Source organism: Acidipropionibacterium thoenii DSM 20276 (assembly GCF_000423445.1).
Classification (GTDB): domain Bacteria; phylum Actinomycetota; class Actinomycetes; order Propionibacteriales; family Propionibacteriaceae; genus Acidipropionibacterium; species Acidipropionibacterium thoenii.
The window spans coordinates 37034-58010 of the sequence record NZ_KE384018.1; the positions used below are offsets into that span (position 1 = coordinate 37034).

19 protein-coding genes are annotated in these 20977 nt (G+C 69.5%); 7 read left to right on the forward strand and 12 right to left on the reverse strand.

Features of this window, described 5'->3' with window-relative positions; translation table 11 throughout:
* Positions 1-110: 110 nt before the first annotated feature.
* Positions 111-2126, reverse strand: a complete 2016-nt coding sequence (gene ilvD, locus G554_RS15720) for a dihydroxy-acid dehydratase (protein ID WP_084648454.1) — start codon at positions 2124-2126, stop codon at positions 111-113.
* Between the two features lie 341 nt (positions 2127-2467).
* Positions 2468-3226: a DUF5134 domain-containing protein gene (locus G554_RS17715; protein ID WP_036925345.1), complete on the reverse strand. Its 759-nt coding sequence runs from the start codon at positions 3224-3226 to the stop codon at positions 2468-2470.
* 105 nt (positions 3227-3331) lie between these two features.
* Between G554_RS17715 and G554_RS0109600 the strand changes: the two genes are divergently transcribed.
* The gene (locus G554_RS0109600; protein WP_027587719.1) at positions 3332-4738 is read left to right on the forward strand and encodes a mycothione reductase; all 1407 of its coding nucleotides are present in this window, start codon (positions 3332-3334) and stop codon (positions 4736-4738) included.
* Positions 4739-4771: 33 nt separating this feature from the next.
* Here G554_RS0109600 and G554_RS0109605 read toward each other — a convergent pair whose 3' ends face one another.
* The 5 genes from G554_RS0109605 to G554_RS0109625 are packed head-to-tail and all read right to left on the reverse strand — an operon-like array spanning position 4772 to position 9831.
* On the reverse strand, positions 4772-5749 hold the full coding sequence (locus G554_RS0109605; protein WP_027587720.1) for a siderophore-interacting protein: 978 nt from the start codon (positions 5747-5749) through the stop codon (positions 4772-4774).
* Positions 5746-6585: an ABC transporter ATP-binding protein gene (locus G554_RS0109610; protein ID WP_027587721.1), complete on the reverse strand. Its 840-nt coding sequence runs from the start codon at positions 6583-6585 to the stop codon at positions 5746-5748. Before G554_RS0109610 ends, G554_RS0109605 begins: the two co-directional genes overlap by 4 nt.
* Positions 6582-7655, reverse strand: a complete 1074-nt coding sequence (locus G554_RS15730) for a FecCD family ABC transporter permease (protein WP_051232838.1) — start codon at positions 7653-7655, stop codon at positions 6582-6584. The genes G554_RS0109610 and G554_RS15730 overlap by 4 nt, the downstream gene beginning before the upstream one ends.
* Positions 7655-8716: a FecCD family ABC transporter permease gene (locus G554_RS15735; RefSeq protein ID WP_245570020.1), complete on the reverse strand. Its 1062-nt coding sequence runs from the start codon at positions 8714-8716 to the stop codon at positions 7655-7657. The genes G554_RS15730 and G554_RS15735 overlap by 1 nt, the downstream gene beginning before the upstream one ends.
* Positions 8717-8721: 5 nt before the next feature.
* Entirely contained in the window at positions 8722-9831 is a 1110-nt protein-coding gene (locus G554_RS0109625; RefSeq protein WP_154654254.1) for an iron-siderophore ABC transporter substrate-binding protein, read from the reverse strand.
* 239 nt (positions 9832-10070) lie between these two features.
* On the opposite strand from G554_RS0109625, the gene G554_RS0109630 reads away from it, so the two are divergent.
* The 4 genes from G554_RS0109630 to G554_RS0109645 all read left to right on the forward strand — a co-directional run bounded on the left by G554_RS0109630 (position 10071) and on the right by G554_RS0109645 (position 13849).
* A complete protein-coding gene (locus G554_RS0109630; protein ID WP_027587723.1) occupies positions 10071-10262 on the forward strand; it encodes a hypothetical protein in 192 nt (63 codons plus the stop codon).
* A 209-nt stretch (positions 10263-10471) separates the two neighbouring features.
* Positions 10472-12034, forward strand: coding sequence for an MFS transporter (locus G554_RS15740; RefSeq protein WP_051232840.1), 1563 nt, complete (start codon positions 10472-10474; stop codon positions 12032-12034).
* A 418-nt stretch (positions 12035-12452) separates the two neighbouring features.
* Positions 12453-13226: a sensor histidine kinase gene (locus G554_RS17875; protein ID WP_161626488.1), complete on the forward strand. Its 774-nt coding sequence runs from the start codon at positions 12453-12455 to the stop codon at positions 13224-13226.
* Between the two features lie 11 nt (positions 13227-13237).
* Positions 13238-13849, forward strand: coding sequence for a response regulator (locus tag G554_RS0109645; protein WP_245570021.1), 612 nt, complete (start codon positions 13238-13240; stop codon positions 13847-13849).
* A 6-nt stretch (positions 13850-13855) separates the two neighbouring features.
* Here the strand turns inward: G554_RS0109645 and G554_RS0109650 are convergent, their stop codons facing one another.
* Together G554_RS0109650 and rpmB are read right to left on the reverse strand one after the other, a co-directional pair.
* The gene (locus G554_RS0109650; RefSeq protein WP_027587726.1) at positions 13856-16000 is read right to left on the reverse strand and encodes a DUF5107 domain-containing protein; all 2145 of its coding nucleotides are present in this window, start codon (positions 15998-16000) and stop codon (positions 13856-13858) included.
* Between the two features lie 174 nt (positions 16001-16174).
* Complete coding sequence (gene rpmB, locus G554_RS0109655; RefSeq protein ID WP_027587727.1) at positions 16175-16414, reverse strand: 50S ribosomal protein L28; 240 nt, start codon at positions 16412-16414, stop codon at positions 16175-16177.
* A 215-nt stretch (positions 16415-16629) separates the two neighbouring features.
* Between rpmB and G554_RS15745 the strand changes: the two genes are divergently transcribed.
* Together G554_RS15745 and G554_RS0109665 are read left to right on the forward strand one after the other, a co-directional pair.
* Positions 16630-18366 (forward strand): ABC transporter ATP-binding protein/permease, encoded by a 1737-nt coding sequence (locus G554_RS15745; RefSeq protein WP_051232842.1) that lies wholly within the window; start codon positions 16630-16632, stop codon positions 18364-18366.
* Complete coding sequence (locus G554_RS0109665) at positions 18363-20093, forward strand: ABC transporter ATP-binding protein (protein WP_027587728.1); 1731 nt, start codon at positions 18363-18365, stop codon at positions 20091-20093. Before G554_RS15745 ends, G554_RS0109665 begins: the two co-directional genes overlap by 4 nt.
* A 117-nt stretch (positions 20094-20210) precedes the next feature.
* Here G554_RS0109665 and rpmF read toward each other — a convergent pair whose 3' ends face one another.
* From rpmF to rpmG, 3 genes are read right to left on the reverse strand one after another with little or no spacing between them, the layout of a single operon-like run.
* Positions 20211-20381, reverse strand: coding sequence for a 50S ribosomal protein L32 (gene rpmF, locus G554_RS0109670; RefSeq protein WP_027587729.1), 171 nt, complete (start codon positions 20379-20381; stop codon positions 20211-20213).
* A gap of 4 nt (positions 20382-20385) precedes the next feature.
* Positions 20386-20691: a 30S ribosomal protein S14 gene (gene rpsN, locus G554_RS0109675; protein ID WP_027587730.1), complete on the reverse strand. Its 306-nt coding sequence runs from the start codon at positions 20689-20691 to the stop codon at positions 20386-20388.
* The gene (gene rpmG / locus G554_RS0109680) at positions 20691-20861 is read right to left on the reverse strand and encodes a 50S ribosomal protein L33 (RefSeq protein ID WP_027587731.1); all 171 of its coding nucleotides are present in this window, start codon (positions 20859-20861) and stop codon (positions 20691-20693) included. The genes rpsN and rpmG overlap by 1 nt, the downstream gene beginning before the upstream one ends.
* Between the last annotated feature and the right edge of the window lie 116 nt (positions 20862-20977).

The following is a 20977-nucleotide window of genomic DNA, read 5'->3' on the forward strand; positions in this document are numbered from 1 at the left end:
CGGGCTGACCGGTGGCCGGCTGGATGGTGCGGGACTGGCCTGTGCGGGACTGGCCTGTGCGGGACTGATGGGCTCACGCCTGGTTGGCGTGGAGGGCTCGGCCGTCATCGTCAGGCCTGGGTGGCGGAGAACGCGTGGGCCACGGAGTCCTCGGCGCCCGGAGTCGAGGCTGCGGCGGCGGTGCTGGCGGAAGTCGTGCCCAGGGGTGCGTCCTGGGGGGCTGCAGTCGGCTCTGCCGGGGCACCGGCGGCCAGCGGTACCGGCGTCACCTGGGACAGGTCGCGCACCCCGCCGCGGTCGGCCGAGGAGGCCAGCAGCCCGTAGGCCTTCAGAGCGGTGGAGACGGCGCGGGTGCGGGCCACGTGCGGGGTCCAGGCGGCCGCCCCGCGTGCCTCCTCCTCGGCCCGGCGGCGGGCCAACTCGGCATCGGAGACATCGAGCCGGATGCTGCGGTTGGGGATGTCGATCGAGATGGTGTCCCCGGAGTGCACCAACCCGATGAGGCCACCGGAGGCCGCCTCGGGGGAGACGTGACCGATCGACAGCCCGGAGGTGCCTCCGGAGAACCGGCCGTCGGTGAGCAGGGCGCACTCCTTGCCCAGGTGCATCGACTTGAGGTAGCTGGTGGGGTACAGCATCTCCTGCATGCCCGGTCCGCCCTTGGGGCCCTCGTGGCGGATCACCACGACGTCGCCGGCCTTGACCTGCTTGCCGAGGATGCCGTTGACGGCGTCCTCCTGAGCCTCGTAGACCACCGCGGGTCCTGTGAAGGTGAGGATCGAGGCGTCCACCCCGGCGGTTTTCACGATCGAACCGTTGACGGCGATGTTGCCGTAGAGCACCGCCAGCCCGCCGTCGGCCGAGTAGGCATGGTCGATGTCGCGGATGCAGCCGTTGGTCCGGTCGGTGTCCAGGCTCTCCCAGCGCGAGGCCTGGGAGAACATCCGGGTGGTGCGGACCCCTCCCGGGGCCGCCGAGTACAGCCTTCGCACAGCCTCATCAGGATTGCCCCGCAGGTCGAAGTGGGCCAGCTCATCGCCCATCGTGGCGGGATTGCCGTCGGGGGACCACACGGTGGAGGTGGTGGTGTCGATCAGCCCGCCGCGGTTCAGCTCGGAGACGATGCCCAGCACCCCGCCGGCGCGATGGACGTCCTCGACGTGGAAGACGTTGGTGGAGGGAGCCACCTTGCACAGATGCGGGACCCTGCGCGACAGCGCGTCGATGTCGGACATCGTGAAGTCGACCAGGCCCTCCTGGGCTGCGGCCAGCAGGTGCAGCACGGTGTTGGTGGAGCCGCCCATCGCGATGTCCAGGCTCATGGCATTGGAGAAGGCGGCCTTGGTGGCGATCGAGCGGGGCAGCACCGAAGCGTCGTCCTGGTCGTACCAGCGCTTGGCGATCGCCACGATCTGGCGGCCGGCCTGCTCGAACAGGGCCTTGCGGTCGGCGTGGGTGGCCAGCAGCGAGCCGTTTCCCGGCAGGGACAGGCCGAGGGCCTCGGTGAGGCAGTTCATCGAGTTGGCGGTGAACATCCCCGAGCAGGACCCGCAGGTCGGGCAGGCATTGGCCTCCATCAGCTCCAGGTCGGCGTCGGAGGTGCTCTGGTCCCCGGCGGCCACCATGGCGTCGATGAGATCAAGCTTGCTGACGCCGTCGGACAGCGTCACCTTTCCGGCCTCCATCGGCCCGCCCGAGACGAAGATGGTCGGGATGTTGAGGCGAAGGCTGGCCATCAGCATGCCGGGGGTGATCTTGTCGCAGTTGGAGATGCACACCAGGGCGTCGGCGCAGTGGGCGTTGCACATGTACTCCACCGAGTCGGCGATCAGCTCGCGGCTGGGCAGCGAGTAGAGCATCCCGTCGTGGCCCATCGCGATGCCGTCGTCGACGGCGATGGTGTTGAACTCCTTGGCGACCCCGCCGGCGGCCTGGATCTGCTCGGCGACGATCTTGCCCACGTCACGCAGGCCGACGTGGCCGGGCACGAACTGGGTGAAGGAGTTGGCGATGGCGATGATCGGCTTGCCGAAGTCGCCGGCCCCCATCCCGGTGGCGCGCCACAGGGCGCGGGCGCCGGCCATCGCGCGGCCGGAGGTGCTGGTTGCAGATCGCAGGGTGGGCATGTCGTCTCCTAGTTGACCGGTGGTGCGTCAGCCGCCGGTCGAGCGGAACAGGTGTCGGCGGGGCCGTACGGGACTGTCGTCGGGGCCGTCGTCAGGATGTCTGGGATGTGGGTGGATGAGAACAGATACAGGTGCGCAGATACAGGAACGCCCTCCGTCCGTCAGGAGGGAGGGCGCGCGGTCTCGTCTGCGAGGGCGGTGGGCTTCAGGCCGCGCGCCGACGAATAAGAACTCGACCGGAATGCATGGTCTGGAGACTACCAGCCGTGGTCGCGGGTCGGGATCTGACTTTCAGGATGTGGACGGGGCAGCCCCGGGAGCCCGGTCGGCCACCGCGTCCTTCACGGATGAAGGTGGCCCAGCACCGGAATCAGGGGTGACATCAGTCCGGCGCTCATCCACGCCATCCCCAGACCCATCGCGGCGTCGAACAGCCCGCTCAGCCGGGCCGACCCTGCGGTGGTGGGTGTGGTGTGGCAGCAGGCCGGTTGGCCCGGATGGGGAGGGCGCCCGGTGATTACGCGCACCAGTCCCGAGATGCCGAGGACCAGCAGGCAGGCCATCAGCGGCAGGCCGACACCGGTGACGAGGGTGAGTCCCGAGGGTCCGGTGGTTGCTGCCGGGGACGCCGGGTGACCCATCCCTGCCATTCCGGAGTGGCCGCCGCTCGGTCGGGCTGCAGCGGCCCCGGTCATCGACATCGCGGTATGGCTGGCCATCGAGGCCAGATGCCAGACCATCGCCGCGAACATCGCGGTGTGCCCCACTGCCAGCCAGGAGATCTTCCAGATCGCCATCGCCGCCATCCAGATGGCGCCGGCAGCCATCACGGCGATGAGTGTCGGACCTCTGAGTGCCTCCGGCAGGGCGGTCCACCAGGCCCTCGGAACCATCACGAGCATCACGATCGACATCACCAGGTGGAAGGACTGCGAGATGGCGATCGGGGTGCGGTGGGCGAGTGGCTCGGCGGGGGCCCAGCTGGCCGGCAGATCGACACCGACAGCGGCCAACAGGTCACGAGCCGACCAGAGAATGCACCAGATGAACAGCACGGTGAGGCCTATGAAGGTCACCGGGGTGGTGGTGAGGGTGAACATGGCGCTCCTTTACGGCCTGCTCTGGACCATATCGGCAGCCCCGCAGTGGTTCAATCGGGCCCCTCCGATGGGTTCTGGCAGGGTCCGGATGGAAGACTGGGGGCCATGACCAATGGGGACTCCTTCGACATCGCCATCATCGGGTCGGGTTCGGGCAATACCATTCTGGGTCCCGAGTACGCCGACAAGAAGGTGGCCCTCATCGACTCGGGCACTTTTGGCGGCACTTGCCTCAATTACGGCTGCATCCCCTCGAAGATGTACGTCATCCCGGCCGACTTCGCCACCAGCGGCGGGGACGCCGCCCGGGTCAACGTGGACCTGGAGATGGCCGGTGCGGACTTCCCGGCCATCCGCGACCGGATCTTCCACCGGATCGATCCGATCTCGGCCTCCGGTCTGAAGTTCCGGCAGGGGTTGGACAACATCACGGTCCTCACCCAGGAGGCCCGCTTCGTCGGCCCGCACACCCTGGTGGTCGGCGATCGGGAGATCAGCGCCGATCAGATCGTGCTGGCGGCCGGGTCGCGGCCGAGGGTTCCCGAGCTGTTCGGCATCGACGACCCGCGCTGGAGCGACAGGATCCACACCTCGAACACCATCATGCGGCTCGAGGAGCTGCCCGAGCGGCTGGTGATCCTGGGCGGCGGGTTCATCGCCGCCGAGTTCGCTCACATCTTCTCCGCCCTGGGCTCCAAGGTCACCATCGTCAACCGCTCGGGCAGGATGCTGCGCCGCGAGGATGTCGACATCTCCCGCCGGTTCACCGAGCAGCTGGCCTGGCGGGTGTCCCTGCGGATGTCGGAGGACACCGTCGGGATCGAGGAGGACGCCGGTGGGCACCTCACCGTCGTCACCGTGGACTCCTACGGGGTGGACTACATGTATCCCGCCGACATCGTCCTCAACGCCACCGGCCGGATCCCCAACTCCGACCGGCTCGACCCGGCGGCCGGCGGGGTGGCGGTCGACGATGACGGGTTCGTCGTCGTCGACGAGTACCAGCGCACCAGTGCACCGGGAGTCTGGGCGCTCGGCGACATCTGCTACCCGGGCCTGCTCAAGCACGTCGCCAATGCCGAGGCCCGCACCGTTCGGCACAATCTGCTGAATCCCGACTCGCTGGTGGCCACCGACCACCGCTTCGTGCCCCACGCGGTGTTCTCCTCCCCGCAGATCGCCTCCGTCGGTGCCACCGAACAGGAGCTGCGCCAGTCCGAGACCCGGTATGTCTCCTTCACCCAGAGGTATGCCGACGTGGCCTACGGCTGGGCGATGGAGGACGACGCCCACTTCGTCAAGCTGCTCGGCGACCCGGACACCCGCACCCTGCTGGGTGCCCACATCATCGGGCCGCAGGCCTCCACCCTGATCCAGATCGCGATCTCCGCGATGAGCGTCAATCAGAAGGTCGACGACATCGCCCGCGGCCAGTACTGGATCCACCCGGCCCTGCCGGAGGTGGTGGAGAACGCCCTGCTGGGCCTGGCCGAGGAGATGGACCGGTCCTGAGTCGGGGCCCCGTCGCTCACCTCCAGCACCGGCTCAGGTCAGCCCCTCGGCCCTGCCGGCCCGCCAGTAGCCCATGAAGGCGACCCGGGCGCGGTCCACGCCGAGCTCGCCGACCAGCAGCCGGCGCAGCGTCCTGACGACCGCGGCCTCGCCGGCGATCCAGGCGTAGAACTCGCCTCCCGGGACGCTCTCGGGGGCCTCCCACAGCAACTCCCAGTCGACATCAACGTCCTCCAGGGGCGCTGTTGTCGACCGGGGCCTGCCAGCACCCACGACCTCCGGGTGCTCCTGGCAGAACCGTCTCACCGCAGCGATCAGCGCCTCTCCCAGCACCTCGGTGCGGGCCAGCCAGCTGAGCTCGATCCCGTCGGCGATCTCGACCGGCAGGAAGTCCTCGGCGTCGGGGACCTCCAGGAAGGCCTGCACCTGCCATCGACCCGGCCCGTCGGCGGTCAGGCTCTCCAGGATCGAGCAGACCGCCGGGGCCGCCGTCTCGTCGCCGGCCAGCAGCAGGTGGCGCGCCGGACCCGGGTGGAAGTCGATGCCGAGCCGGGAGTCGGGCGACCGGCCGTCGGGGCCGACGACGATGAGCTCGTCACCGGGCCGTGCTCCCTGGCCGAAGCGGGACCCGGGTCCGGCGGCCCCGTGCACGGCGAGGTCGACGGTCAACTCCCGGCGCCGGGGATCGATCCGGCGCACCGTGTAGGTCCGGAACGGGTTGCGGGAATCCGGTGGCGCATCCAGCCAGCGCTGGTACCAGTCGCCGGCCGCCAGCGCCCGGGGGTCGTCGAGGCCGAGGTCCAGCCATGAACCGTCGGGGTTGGGGAAGACCAGCTTGATCCGCTGATCCAGACCGCCGGTGCCGAAGATGTCCAGATCCTCACCGCGCAGCACCAGTCGGACGAAGTGAGCGCTGAGGTCGGTCCGGGTGGCCACCGTGACCCGGTAGGGCCGGGAGCCGGTGGCGCTGACCGGACGGGGATCGGTCGGGTCGGTGGTCGGCCCGCTCATGCCGCCCGCTCCCCACGGCCTCGCTGCGGACCGTCGGCATGGGAGGGGGTCGCCCGCCCGATCGGCACCACGATCGGGGCCCCGTTCACCGGGTCGGGGAGCACCCGGGTGTCCAGGCTGAAGACCTCGCGGAGGTTCTGCTCGGTGACCACCTCGGCCGGTGCTCCCTGGGCCATCACCGCCCCGTCACGCATCGCCACCAGCCAGTCGCAGTAGCGGGCTGCCAGGTTGATGTCATGGAGCACCATCACGATGGTGGTCCCGCGGCTCCTGTTGAGCTCGGCCAGCAGTTCCAGCACGTCGATCTGGTAGGCGAGATCCAGGTAGGTGGTGGGCTCGTCGAGGAGCAGCAGATCGGTCTGCTGGGCCAGTGCCATCGCGATCCAGACCCGCTGGCGCTGCCCGCCCGACAACTCGTCGACGGGTCTGGTCGCCAACTCGGCGATGCCGGTCTGCTCCATCGCCGAGGCGATCGCCTCGTCATCGGCGGCCTTCCAGCGGGCGAAGGTTCCGCGGTGCGGGGCCCGGCCGCGGGAGACCAGATCCTCCACGACGATCCCCTCCGGGCAGCTGGGGGACTGCGGCAGCAGGCCCAGCACGGTGGCCACCTGACGGGTCGGCATCTCATGGATCGCCCGTCCGTCGAGCAGCACCGAGCCGGCCGAAGGTCTCAGCAGCCGGGAGAGGGCGCGCAGCAGGGTGGACTTCCCGCACCCGTTGGGGCCGATGATGGCGCCGATCCGGTGATCGGGCACCGCCAGGTCGAGGGAGTCGATGACGGTGCGGTCGCCGTATCCGACGGCCACCCCGTCGGCGGAGAAGGTGTGATCGGTCATGCCGGCTGGCTCCTTGTGAGTCTGGTGATGAGAACGATGAGGTAGGCCCCGCCCACGATTCCGGTGACCACGCCCACCGGGTAGGTGTGTGCCAGCAAGTGGGCCGCGATGAAGTCCGAACCGAGCACCATGGCCGATCCGACCAGGGCTGCCGGCAGCAGGTAGGACCGGCCCGGGCCGACCAGATTCGCGGCGATCGGTCCGCACAGCAGCGAGACGAAGGCGATCGGCCCGGTGGTCGCGGTCGCGGTGGCCAGCATCAGGACGCCGACCAGCATCACCACGATCCGGGTGGCCTGGACGCGCACGCCCAGTCCGGCGGCGGTGTCCTCGCCGAGCCTCATGGCGTCCAGCGCCCGCCCCGCTGTGGCGATGACCGGCATCCCGAGCGCCATCACCACCAGCAGCGGCCCCAGATCGGCGAAACGGGCGCCGTTGAGGCTGCCGGTGAGCCAGCGACTGGCCGCCTGGATGTCGTACTGGTTGCCGCCGATCATGATCCACATGGTGGCGGCGTCGAACATCGAACTGGCAGCGATGCCGATCAGGATGAGCCGGGAGGTGGCGCCGCCACGCCGCCAGGCCAGCACGGCGATGAGCAGTGCGGTGAGCAGTCCGCCGGACACCGCCATCGCGGTCAGCGCCAGTCCGGAGGCGCCGAGCAGGATGATGCCGGCCACCGCGGCGGTGTTCGCACCGGCCGTGATGCCGATGATGTCCGGGCTGGCCAGGGTGTTGCGCAGCAGGATCTGGAAACAGGCCCCCACCACCCCGAAGGCCGCCCCGGCCAGGACCGCGGTGCTGGCCCGCGGCAGGCGGAGGCGCCCGATGGTGAATCCGGCCCCCGGCACCTTCTGGCCGAGGATCACCCGGATGGCCTCGGCCGGGGAGTAACTGCGCTCCCCGACGCACAGGTTGACCATGAACAGCGCGATGACCACCGCCACGAGCAGCAGCACCACCAGCACCCAACGGCGCTGGCGATGACGGCGCCGGGCCCGGACCCGATCGGCGGTGGAGGGCTCAGCGAGGGGTGCCGGCGTCGAGCTGAACGGCATGAGGGTCGTCATCACAGTTCGCCCATCCTGCGGCTGCGCACCAGGGCGATGAAGACGGGGGCGCCGATGATGGCCGTCACGATGCCGACCTGCACGTCGGTCGGCCGGCTGATGACGCGCCCCACGACGTCTGCGATGAGCAGCAGCACAGGCCCGACCAGCACGCACCAGGTGAGCACCCAGCGGTTGTCGGCGCCCACCACGGCGCGAACGGCGTGCGGGACGATGAGGCCGACGAAACCGATCGGACCTGCCAGCGCGGTGGAGGCGGCGGCCAACAGCACCGCGGAGATGGCGATGAGCAGCCGGACCCGCCCGACCCGGACCCCCAGCCCGGCTGCCATCTCGTCACCCAGCGCCAGGGTGTTGAGAGCGCGGCCCGAGAATGCGGCCGTCACTGCTCCCAGTGCCAGGAAGGGCAGCACCTGGAGGATCTGGTCGAACCGGGCACCATCGATACCGCCGGCCTGCCAGGAGCGGAAGGTCTGCAGCAGCTGGGCGCGCGGCAGCAGCACGGCCTGGGTGATGCCGGTGAGGACCGCCGCCATCACGGCGCCGGCCAGCGCCAGCCGCAGCGGGGTGGGACGGCCTCGCCCTCCCGACCCGATCGTCCAGACCGCCGCCGCGGTGAGGGAGGCTCCCAGCACCGACAGCCAGATGTACTGTCCCGGGGAGTTCAGACCGATGTAGGCCATCCCGATGACGATCATGACGGCTGCTCCGGCGTTGATCCCCAGGATGCCGGGATCGGCGAGCGGATTTCGGGTGATGCCCTGCATGAGGGCACCCGAGACCGCCAGCGCGGCGCCGACCAGCACCCCCAGGAGGGTGCGCGGCACCCGCGTGCGGACCGCCTCGGCGGCGAAGGTGTGCACCGAGGGGTCGGTGAGCGCGGTCCACACCTGCCCCAACGGGACGGACCTCGAACCGACCGCCACCGATGCCGCGCAGGCCCCGATCAGGGCGAGCAGTGCCACACCGAGTCCCCACCGGCGGGTCCGCCGTCGGGTCGCCGAGACGGCCCCCGGCGGGGCGGCCGACCCCAGCCGGGGCCGCACCGCTGCACTGGTCACCGGCGTCAGCCCACCTTCTGGGCGGCTGCGGCCAGGGCCGCGGTGTAGGGCCCGACCTGGCTCGGGATCGACAGCACCGAGGGGGAGGCTGCCGAGGCGAGTTCGGAGTTGTCCTGGATCACCGCGACCGAGCCGCGCTTGATGGCGGGGATCTTGGACAGCAGCGGGTCCTTCTGGAGAAGAGGCACCAGAGTCTTCGAGTCGCCGTAGCAGACGATGATGTCGACATCGGAGAAGAGGTCGCCGTTCTCGGCCGAGATCTCCTTGTAGAAGGCCGCCCCCTTGGACTGCTGGGCCACCGAGGCGGGGGTCGTGAGGCCGAGGTCATTGAGATAGGCCGGCCGGGCGTCGCCGGTGGTGTAGAGGGTGAGGGTGGACAGCTTCTTGGGGTCGAACCACATCATCGCTGCGGAGCGGCCCTTGAGGCCCTTGTGAGCCGCGACGGCCTGGGCCATCGTCCTCTCGCAGTCGGTGATGACCTTCTCTCCGTCGGAGCTGCGGCCCATCGCCTTGGCGGTGACGCGCATCACGTCGCGCCAGGTCGCCCCCCAGGCGATCTTGGAGGTGTAGGGGATGGTCGGGGCGATCTCCGAGAGGGTCGCGTACTGCTCCTTGGTGACTCCCGAGGAGATGCCAAGGATGACGTCGGGCTCGGTGTCGGCGATCGCCTCGGTGTCGATCGAGTCGGTCTCGTCGTAGACCTTGGGCATCTTGTCGCCTGTGCCGCCCAGCTGGGCGACGGCCTTCGCGGTCCAGGCGAGCATGCCGTTCTTGTCCACCTGACCGTAGTTGGCCTTCGGCATGCCCACCGGCAGCACGCCCAGGGCCAGGACGGCGTCCTCGCCGCTCCAGCCGGTGGTGGCGATCCGGGAGGGTGCCTTCGGGATCGTGGTGGTGCCCCAGGCGTGCTTGATGGTGACCGGGAAGCGGTCGGTCGCCCCGGATGCCGAGCCGGAGGGAGTCGACGGTGTGGAGGGGGAGGCGCCCGCCGAGCTGGAGTCGTTGCCTCCGCAGGCGGACAACGCCAGCAGGGCGGCCCCGCCGGCGGCTGCCGAGAACATTCGTCGCCGGGACAACGGCGTGGCGAAGGCGGAATGGGGGTGCACGGGCTTCACGGGACTCCTCTGGAACGGGGTGGGACCTGCCCACCTGAACTATTAGGGAAGCCTAACCTTATGAAAATTGTTCAGCAACCGTTGACAAGCCGAGATGCACGCAGGTGCGGTTCCCCTGCCGTGCCGAGCCCTCCATCACGCGATCCCGGCCCATCACACCCCTGGGGGTGTGGGCCGGCGACCGAGGCCACGGGTAGCAAGGGAGGTGTCACAGTCGCCATGCCATCAAGGGAGGACACATGAGTGAAGGCCAGATCTCCGAGACCTCGAGGATGACCCCGAATGAAGGGGCGGACGACATCCCCGGAACCGAGGAAGGCGTCCCGCCGGCCGAGGACACCCAGCACGTGACCCAGGGCCCGCCCCGTGACTACACGGGAGGTCGGCGCGAGCGCTCCGACCGTGACGAGGAGGAGTCGCCCGACCGCTGACCGGTGTCGTCCTGCCGCGACCAGGCGTGGAGGGCGATCCCCGCTGGAAACCGATCCCTCGGCCAGGCCAGCCTGACAGCTGAATGCGCAACAGCACCCGACCGGTGTCCACCAGGTGGAGGACAGGGCCGTCCCCGGTCGGGGGTCGCGGCGTCGCTCCAGGTCCCGCAGACTCGAGACAACCGAGTTGTGGGACAGGGAGCCCGATCGTGCCGGAACAGAACACCACCCACCGAACCGCCATGATGGTGGGACTGATCGTCGCCGTGTCGATGACATCGATAGATCAGACCATCGTGGCGCTGACCGGGCCGACGATCCAGAAGGATCTCGGAATCACCCACGGCCCGATGCAGTGGGCCGTCAATGTCTACCTGATCGCCACCGCCGCGTTCTTCCTTCTCGGCGGGCGGCTGTCCGACGTCCTAGGACATCGTCGGATGGCGCTGATCGGGATCGCGGCCTTCGGGAGCACCTCTCTGCTGTGTGGCCTCGCACCCGAGGGCGACTACGCCGGGGTGTGGCTGATCGGCGCGCGAGCTCTGCAGGGCGTGGCCGGCGCACTGATGTACCCTGCCGCGATCGGTCTGGTCGTCCAGACGTTCCCCAGAGCAGGTCGAGCAGGCGCGATGGCGCGCTTCTTCGCGATCACCGGCGCCATGACGGCTCTGGGGCCCATCGCCGGCGGCTACCTCAGTGTGTGGACCTGGCGTTCCGTGTTCTGGGTGAACGTGCCCCTGGCCATCGTCGGTCTCGTCCTGGTGCGGCTGGCTGCACCACGGTCAGAGCCGCGCAGTGAGCCCATCGACCTGCCTGGGGCCGCGATCGTCGCCGCTGCCTTCGGCGTGATCGTCTTCGGCCTCCAGCAAGCAGGATCCTGGGGATGGACGGATCCGTGGATCATCGCGTCACTGATCACCGGTGCCGCGCTGCTGATCGTGTTCTGCATCGTGGAGCTGCGCACCGAGCATCCGCTCGTCCGGCTCGCAGTGTTCCGCGATCGCAGCTTCACTATCGCCAACACAGCTCTGCTCCTCGCGTCGATCGCGTTCGTCTCGACATTCTTCTTCCTCAGCGTCTATGGGCAGGTGTCTCTCCAGCTCAGCGCGTTGAACACCGGACTGCTGTTCCTGAAGCTCTTCATCGGATTCGTGGTGGCATCTCAGATCGGGGCGAGACGCTTCGACCAGCTCGGCGGCCGGACCGTCCTCCTGTTCGGCGGTGTCATCGGGTTCCTCGGGTTCTTCTGGCTGTCGAAGGCCGTGATCACCATCCCGGACAACCCCGCGGACTTCATGAACTCCCAGACCCTCCCCATCATGCTGGCAGGGGCCGGAATCGGCTTCATGCTGAGCTCTGCCTCCACCGACGCCGTCAATCGCGCGATCGGCGCCTCCTACGGAGAGGTCACGGCGATCTCCCAGACCATGCGCAACCTCGGCGGGGCCCTGGGACTGGCCGTCCTGTCGACCGTCGTCACTCAGTCGCTGACGACCAGGCTCACCGCGTCGTTCACGGCGCTGGGGGCTCCTGCGAGCGCCGCAGCCGATGCCGTCGCTCAGATCGGCGGCGCGAGCAGCTCGTCAAGCTCGTCCTCGCTGCCTGCCGCTGTCCAGGCGCAGTACATCCAGGCCGTGCAGCAGGGCTATGCCGAGGCGGTCTCCCACGCCTTCGCGGGATCTGCGATCGCGATGGCCGCCGTGGCCGTCGTCAGCCTGCTCTACACCGATCGCGAGAAGGTGCGGGACGTCCTGGGGGTGTCGGCCAGCTAGGGTCGGGGCTGTGATGCCGTCACTCCCGGGCCAGGACGTGCGGTCCGGCTCGCGCACCTGGTACCTGTTCTTCGCGCTCGCAACGCTCGGAGCCGTACTGGTCCTCCTCGGCAACGCAGGAAGCGATCCTCGGCCGACGTTCGGTGCGATCGGTCTGCTGCTGGTGGGACAGGCTTTCTACTGGATCGTCACGTTCGCCACGAGGACACGCGGCCTCACCCGACGACTGGCCGGGATGTACGCAAGCGTTGCGATCGTCACCTACTGGCTGGCTGCTGGCCTGGACCCATGGGCACAGATCAGTCTGACGTACCTGACACCACAGCTGTTCATGCTGCTGAGTTCTCGGGTCGCGGCAGCAGGCGTGGTCCTCCTCAGCGCAGGACAGACCCTGGTCCGGATCACCCTGGATGGTGCCGTGGACCTCACCGATCAGGTCGGCACGGCCGTGTTCGTGGTGACCTTCTCCCTGTTCCTCGGCAGCAGGATGCACACCGTCGCCGTGGAGAGCGCCGAACGTCTGCGCCTGATCCAGGAGCTGCGCCGGCGCGAGGAGGAGGTCAGCGCCCTGGCGGCCGCCCGTGCTGCCGAGGAGGAACGCGCACGCATCGCCCGCGACATGCACGACACCTTGGCCCAGGGCTTCGCCTCGATCATCGTCCTGGGCCACGCCATTCGCGGTGAGCTCGTCGACGATCGCGCCGCCGCTGGGCGGCACCTCGACATGATCGTCTCGACGGCGCAGGACAATCTCGAGGAGTCCCGCCGGATCATCCACGCGCTGTCGCCGGCACGCCTCATGCACACCCCGCTGACCACGGCGATCCAGCGGCTCGCGCAGGAGATCACCCAGGAGACCGGGATCGACGCAACGCTCGACATCACAGGGGATCCCTGGGCAGATCCCTCGGTGGACGTGGTCACCCTGCGGGTGGTCCAGGAATCCCTGGCGAACATCCGCAGGCACGCGCATGCCTCACACCTCCAGGTGGCCTTGGCCTATGCTGCTGAGGACCTCCACCTGAGGGTCTCCGACGACGGCCACGGGTTCTCCACGGAGGGCGTGTCGTCCGGCTTCGGGATTGCCGGCATGAAGTCCCGCGTGTCGGACCTGGGTGGAACTGTGCAGATCACCTCGGCGGCGGGAGAGGGCACGGTCGTGCGTGCCCGGATCCCCAGAGAGCGGTCCTGATGATCACGGTGGTGCTGATCGACGATCATCCGTTGGTCCGTGAGGGCATCCGAGGGATGCTCCGCCCGGTCCCCGACATCACGGTGACCGGGGACGCCGCCAGCGGCCCCGAGGGTGTGGGTCTGGTCGCCCGCGAGCGCCCCGACATCGCCCTGATGGACCTCAGGATGCCCGGTGGCGACGGCGTGGAGGCCATCCGACAGATCGTCAGGACGACGACGACCCGCGTCATAGTGGTGACCACCTACGAAGCCGATGAGGACATCATCCCGGCAGTCGAGGCAGGGGCCGTGGGGTACCTGCTCAAGGACATCACCCCGGACGAGCTCGCCGACGCGATCAGAGCCGCACACCGGGGCGACACCGTCCTGGCCCGCTCTGCGCAACGGGCGTTGATGTCTCGTCTCCACCACACGAGTGTGACCACCCCGGCCCTCTCGGAACAGGAACGCACCGTGCTCGCCCATGTGGCGCAGGGAATGACCAATGCCGCGATCGGAAACGCCATGCACGTGAGCGAGGCCACGGTCAAGACCTATCTCAGTCGCGACTACGACAAACTCACCGTCAACGACCGCAGCGCCGCAGTCGCCAAGGCCATCAAGCTCGGACTGATCGACTGACCGCGCTCAGCGGCCCCGGGAGGGTTCCGCCGCGCCGGTCGCCGGCGGCATGACAGGCATCATCCGGTTGTCGATCCTCGCCGGGGGATCGAGCGTGGCCCTCACCTCGTCCAGCAGCTCATCGGTCAGCGGGACGCCGCGTTCGGCAGCCAGCCGGATCGTCTCGCGGCGGTACCACAGGTCGATGACGGTGGTGTCGCCCTCACGCAGTCCGGCCCAGTCCCGGTCGAGGAGGGCGGCGACGAAGTCGTCGTGGCCGAGTTCGATGGCGGCCCTCGCCACTGCCAGCAGGATGCGTTCACTGTTGCGGGTCGACCCGGGAAGCCCCTGGAAGGCCTGCCAGGCCCGCTCGTGGAGTCCTGCACCGACGAGCAGGTTCAGCAACTCCTCGAACCACGCCTGATCGGCGTGGGGGCCGACACCGTCGCACGCCCGTGACATCAGGTCGACCGCCGTCACGAGGTCACCGCGGGCCTGGGCGACCATCGCCAGGTTGCGCAGTGCTCGGCAGCTTCCGAGCTCGCCAGCACGCTGCCACCGGGCGACGGCTCTGGTCGGCTCGAGGTTCTCCCACTCCAGCAGGCCCAGGTGATCGAGAGTGGTGGCCAGGCCGGGCTGGTTCCCGGTGCCGGGTTCAGGGTCGCCGGGTGAGCCCGCCGTCTGGTAGCTGGCGAGGCTGGCCTCCAGCAACGGACGCCAGCTGGGGTCCACCATGAAGGAGGAGGTCTCGCTCGGCAGCCGGCCTGTCTCGAGCAGCCTCAGCCAGCCGGCCTGCTCGGCGCCGAGGCTGTCGGCCGGGTAGCTCAGCCCCTCCGGCACCTGTTCCGGGTGTCGAGTCGCCTCCAACGCGCCCCAGCCCGAACCGCGGTGCAGGATCCTCGCCACGGGCATCCGGGCACGGCGGCGGGCTGCGATGTCCGCGGCCGCCAGCTCGGCGGTCGCGACCACCTGGTCGACGGCGTCGCGCACATCGGCACGGGCCTGCGCCCAGTCCGCATTCGCCCGGTCGGCATCCAGTGAGCTGCCGCCGAACACCTGGGTGAACTCCAGCTGCTGGCCCGCCGACAGGGTGTACCCGTGCAACTGGGTGGGCGCCAGCCCGGCCTGCAGCTCCAGATAGTCGCCCCGGCCGGGTTCGCTGAGATAGTCCCGCCACCACCGTCCACCCGGGTGCTCCCCCCAGCAGAACATCTTCCGGTACCTCAGTGGCCGGGTGGAGCGTTCCACGAAGAGTCGGCCGTCCGGCTGCCAGGCCGCCTCCCAGGGAGCGGGATCGGCGGCGGGGGTCTGGAAGAAGTACTCGCTGGAGAAGTCGAAGTTTCCGGGATAGCTGGCGTCGAAGGTGCGGCCGTTCTCGGTGAACCAGGGCAGTCGGCTGTGACCGAAGTAGTGCGGGGCCTTCGCCAGCGACTGCGCACTCAGCGGCAGTCGATGCTCTCTGGTCCAGGCGATCCGGGCCGCCGAGTCGGCGCAGATCACCTCGTCGGTGCCGCTGAACACCCGGGTGCCGGCATCCTGGGGGACGGCGGTGTTCGTCCACCAGTAGAAGGGGACGTCGGCGTCGTGGGGATTGACCACTCGGACATGAGCCTCCAGCAGCCTGCGACCCTCGGGAAGTCGGAAGTCGACCTGCCAGAACAGGCCGTGCATCCGTTCGTACTCCCAGATGCGCATGAAATCGCCGTCGACGGCCTGCCCGACGCCGCAGAACAAGGGCTCGCAGGTCGTCACGCTGTGGCCGTAGTGACCGAGATTCCACTCGATACCACCGGAGAACCAGGCGTCGCGGATGGCGAGGTTGGCGGGCTGGAGGACCGGATTGGAGAACAGCAGATCCTGTCCCGTGGCCAGATCGGTGAGCGAGTACAGCCGTCCGCCGAGTTCTGGCAGGAAGACCGCCCGGAGCAGTCCGTTGTCGAGTTCTATCGATCTGAGATCTGTCTGCTGCCGGTGGCGGCTGTAGCGATCCTGAATGCGATAGGGCAGCACACGACGGGCGTCATGCTCGCCCATCCGCTCCTGCTCGGCGGCCGACAGGCTGCCGTTGCTGAGGACCGGGAGATCCTCGCGCTGATCGCGCAGTGCCGGAAGCGGATTCTCCCCGATCGTGCTGGCCGCCGGAATGCTGAGCACTCCCTGGCGAATGTCCATGGCTTGCTCCTCCGGCAGTCGGCAACTCGGGTGCGGGGCCTGCCGGCTCGCTCGGTCCCCGCGGGGCGGACCCTCATCGGGCTCCGTGGCTCCACGAGTCGTCGGCTGCCATCCGATCGGCGCGCTGTCGAGCGTAGTCGGGTGGCCGCTGAGGGTGCGACCCAGCGGGCCGGGTCATCTGATCCGCTCACCGCGGGCGAGCATCTCGGCGACGACGGTGTCGATCCCGCGCCGGTCGATGATCTTCATGCCCCTGGCGCTGAGGCGCAGTGTCACGCGGCGGCCGAGTGAGGGGACCCAGTACCGCTTGGTCTGAAGATTGGGCTCCCAGCGGCGGCGGGTGTGGCGCTGGGAGTGAGACACCGAGTTCCCGAAACCGGGGCGGGTGCCCCGGACCTGGCAGCGTCGAGACATCTGAACCTCCTGGTGATGACTTAATGAAAACTGTTCTCATATACTGCGCCTGTGCGGTTCCTCGGGCAAGTCGAGCTCGTACGGGAAAGGCGTACCCGCCTGCCCCCTCCCGTGGCCGGCACGGTGAGCCATCGGCCTCGGACAGGCCCTTGGATTGCCGGTGGCCCGGCAGGAGGAGTGAGAATGGGGACCATGCTCGAACCGCGCAGCACCCGATGAGCTCCTCGAGAACGCCGGCCTCCCAGGCCGCCGGCCATCCGGGAGGTCATCCCGGCGCCGGTCCGGCGGGCCGGGCCAGGCCGCCCGAGGTCGTTCGACGTGCCACCCCGCGCTGGCTCCTGATCTGCTCGGTCGTGCTGAGCTGGGTCGCGGCGCTGGCCACCGCGCTGCTGCTGGTTCTGCTGGGTGACGGGGTCGACCGGATGGTCGGCGGCCGTCCTGTGCCGAGGGGTCGTCCAGTCCTACTGATCGGCCTGGCGGTGATCTGCGGGCTGGCGGTGGGCGTGGGGCAGTGGCTGTCCCAGTGGGGCGCCTCGTCGACCGAACGGCGGTTGCGACAGGCGGTGATGTCGCGGGTGCTGCAGCTGGGTCCGACCGGCACCCGAGGGGGTACCGGCGAGCTGTTGTCGATGGCCACCAACTCGGTGGAGCGCACCGCCCACTACCGGGCCGGATTCCTCGGCCCGATGACCGGGGCGCTGACCACTCCGCTGCTGGTGCTGGCCGTCATGGCGGTGACCACCGATGCCGGGATCGCCTGGCGTCTCGCGGTCCTCATCGTGCTGGTGCCGTTGGCGATCGGCGGGTTCCAGCGACTGGTCCGCCCCGTCGGAGCCGCCTACCACCGTTCGCAGGCCCGACTCACCTCGGCGTTCCTGGAGGCGCTGCGCGGCCTCGACACCTTGGTCTACGCCCGGGCTGCGAAGCGGACGGCCGATCGGCTCGCCGAGCGCGGCGAGCAGCACCGCCGTTCCCTGATGCACCTGCTCGCCGTGAACCAGCTGCTCATCCTGGTGGTCGACGCCGCCTTCTCCCTCACGGTGGTGGTGGCGGGGGGCGTGCTGGCCGCCGACCGAGTGGCCTCCGGTGCGCTGCCGGTGGGTCGGGGGGTCGCCGTGCTGCTGATGACCGTGCTGGTGATCGGGCCGGTGGACGTGGTCGGGCAGTTCTTCTACATCGGCATCACGGGGCGCGCGAACCAGCGCAACCTGGGACGCCATCTCAGTGCCGGCCGACCACCGGCCGGAGCGCAGACCCGCCCTCAGCGCTCCGGTGAGCTGCAGCAGGGTCACCAGGCGGCCATCCTGCTGGAGGACGTCTCGGCCTCCTGGTCGGCTGACCGACCGGTGCTCTCGGGGCTCAACCTGCGGGTGGAGCAGGGCGAGACGGTGGCTCTGGTCGGCCCCAGCGGAGTCGGCAAGTCCACTGTCAGCGCGCTCATCCAAGGTTTTCTGATGCCGACCTCCGGACGGGTGCTGGTCGCCGGTCTGGACACCGCCAGCTGCTCTGCCCAGCTGATCCGCTCCCAGCTGGCGGTGGTGGAGCAGCGGCCCTTCCTGTTCCTCGGCAGCATCGCCGACAATCTGCGGATGGCCGCCCCCGATGCCTCCGAGTCCGAGTTGTGGAGGGCCCTGGGGACCGCCGGGCTGGACGGCGAGGTGCGCGCCATGCCCCGCGGCCTGCAGACCCCGGTGGGCGAGCGTGGCAGCACGATGTCCGGAGGTCAGGCCCAGCGTCTGGCCATTGCCCGCGCGGTGCTGCGCGATGCCGAGATCCTCATTCTCGACGAGCCGACCTCCGAGGTCGATCTGGGCGCCGAGGCCGACATTCTGGCGGCACTGAGGCGGCTGGCCCAGGGCCGGACCGTGCTGCTGATCGCTCACCGTCCCGGGGCCATCATGGCGGCCGACCGTCTCATCAGGCTGGCTCCACTGCCTCAGGAGGCACGATGAACCGGTCACCGATGAACTCGGACTCGCGGCTGGCGCTGGCCCGATGGCTGGTGGCTCGGACCCGGCGTCTGGTGCCTGTCCTGGGAATCTCGGCACTGGCCAGGATCGGCTCCCAGCTGGCGGGGGTCGCACTGCTGGTGATCGCTGCCGATGCGATCGCTGCCGCCGCCGGGCAGCTGCGCCCTCACCTCGGGGTGCTGGTGGCGACGATGGTCGGGGTGGCCCTGCTCAAGGCGGCACTGCGCTACCTCGAGCAGTACTGCGGCCACTGGGTGGCCTTCGGCTGCCTCCAGCGGTTGCGCGAACTGTTCTTCTCCCGGCTCGTCCCCCAGGCCCCCGCCGCGACCACCGGGCGGGCCGGGGCCGAGCTCACCGAACGGGCCACCCGCGACATCGACCGGATCGAGGTGTTCTTCGCCCACACCCTGCCGCCGGCCCTCTCGGCGGTCCTGGTGCCGCTCGCCGCCCTGTGCTGGCTGGCTGGGCGCTCCGTGCCGCTGGCCCTCACCCTGGCGGTGCCGGTGCTGGTCGTCCTGGCGATACCGATGGTCGCCGGGTCGGTCGGCTGGCGGGCCGCCAGGCGGGTCGCCCAGGGCCGGGGGAGGTTGGCCGAACAGCTGGGCGATGACCTGAACGGGGTCCGGGAGATCCTGGCCTTCAACGCCGGACAGGGACGACTCGCGGCCCTCGACGAGGCCGATCGTCAACTGGTCGCGATCCGCAGCAGGCAGGGGGCCCTCGCCGGCCTGCGGACCGGGGCGATATCTGCGGTGCAGGCCGGCGGGCTCATCGCTGTGATGGCGGTGGCGCCGGTCTGCGGTGCCGGCCTGGGCCTGACTCTGAGTGCCCTGGCCGTCGGCATCGGGATGTGGACCCCCACCCGCGGTGTCGATGACTTCGTCCAGGGGCTCGACGACTCCTTCGCGGCGGCGGCTCGGGTGCGAGAGGTGATCGAGGCGGAGCCACTGGTCGTCGATCCGCCGGAACCGGTCGACTGCGCCGGTGAGCCCGGGATCGCCTTCGACCGGGTGGGCTTCCGCTATCCCGGGACCGGTCGTGAGACCCTCGAGGAGGTCAGCTTCCAGGTGTCACCGGGCTCCTGGACCAGGGTGGTCGGGGTGTCAGGCTCGGGCAAGTCCACTCTCGCCGGGCTCCTGCTGCGCGGATGGGATGTCGAGTCCGGGAGCGTCCGGCTGGGCGGCGTCGATGTCTCGGCGATGCGCCTGGACGAGCTGCGCTCGCAGATCGCGATGGTCCCTCAGCACCCGGTGCTGTTCTCGGGAGGCCTGGCTGACAACCTTCGGCTGGAGGCTCCGCAGGCCGCCACCGGGCTGCTGGAACGGGCGCTGGCGGCGGTCTGTCTGGACGACTGGGCGGCAGGGCTGCCCGCCGGGCTCGACACCCCGGTGACAGGCCGGGGTGCGGGCGTCTCCGGCGGCCAGTTGCAGCGGATCGCGATCGCGCGTGCTCTGGTGGCCGAACCGGCAGTGCTGGTGCTCGACGAGGCGCTCAGCCAGCTGGACGGCGTCACCGCGGACCGGGTTCGCGAGGGGATCGCCGACTGGCGGGCCGGCATGACGGTGGTGGAGATCACCCATCGGGCCGATCTGGTCCCCGACGACAGCCCGGTCGTCGTGCTGGATGCCGGACAGGTGGTGGAGGCGGGCCTCGCGTCCCAGTTGAGGCAGGCAGGCGGACCTTTCACCAGGCTGGAGGCCCGGGGCTGACAGCCCCCGGACACCGGGCCCCAGTACTGACCCGCCCTGAGGATCCTGGGCGGCACACTGCCAGGATCACCTCAGGGCGGGAGATCGGGATGGGACGACCGGCTGCTCGGCAGCAGCTCAGTCGTCGGGGCTGATGAGCCCGGACTGATAGGCCCTCACCAGATGGCGCGGGACCTGGATCCGGCGCCCGTCGACGACGATCGGCACCAGCTGGGCCGGCTGCGCCTTCCACTGCGAGCGGCGGTGGCGGGTGTTGGCGCGAGACATCTTGCGCTTGGGGACGGCCATGATCTCACCAACTCGATTTCGTGATGCCGGGCAGTTCGCCGTTGTGGGCCATCTCACGGAACCGCACACGGCTGATCCCGGCCTTGCCGACGAAGCCGCGGGGACGCCCGTCGATGGCGTCGCGATTGCGCAGTCGGACCGGGCTGGAGTCGCGGGGCAGCCTCGCCAGCCGACGGGAGGCCTCCATCCGCTGCGCCATGGTCAGGCTCTCGTCCTTGCGGGCGGCACGCAGCTGAGCCCGCAGCTCGGCGTGCCGCGCCACCAGGACCTCCCGTTTGTGCTGCTTGGCGATCTTGGACTTCTTGGCCATCAGCGGGCCTCCTTGAACTCGACGTGATGCCCGACGACCGGGTCGAACTTGCGCAGCACGAGTCGGTCGGGGGTGTTCCTGCGGTTCTTCCGGGTGACGTAGGTGTAGCCGGTTCCCGCGGTCGACCGCATCTTGATGATGGGTCGCAGATCCTTGCTCTTCTTGGCCATCAGGGCCTCTCCAGTCCGGGCGCCGTGGTGGCGCCTCCGGTTAGATTGCACATGAGAATCATTCGCATATAATGCATCACGATCGTCCACGGAACAAACCCGCCCCGTAGGGGGCC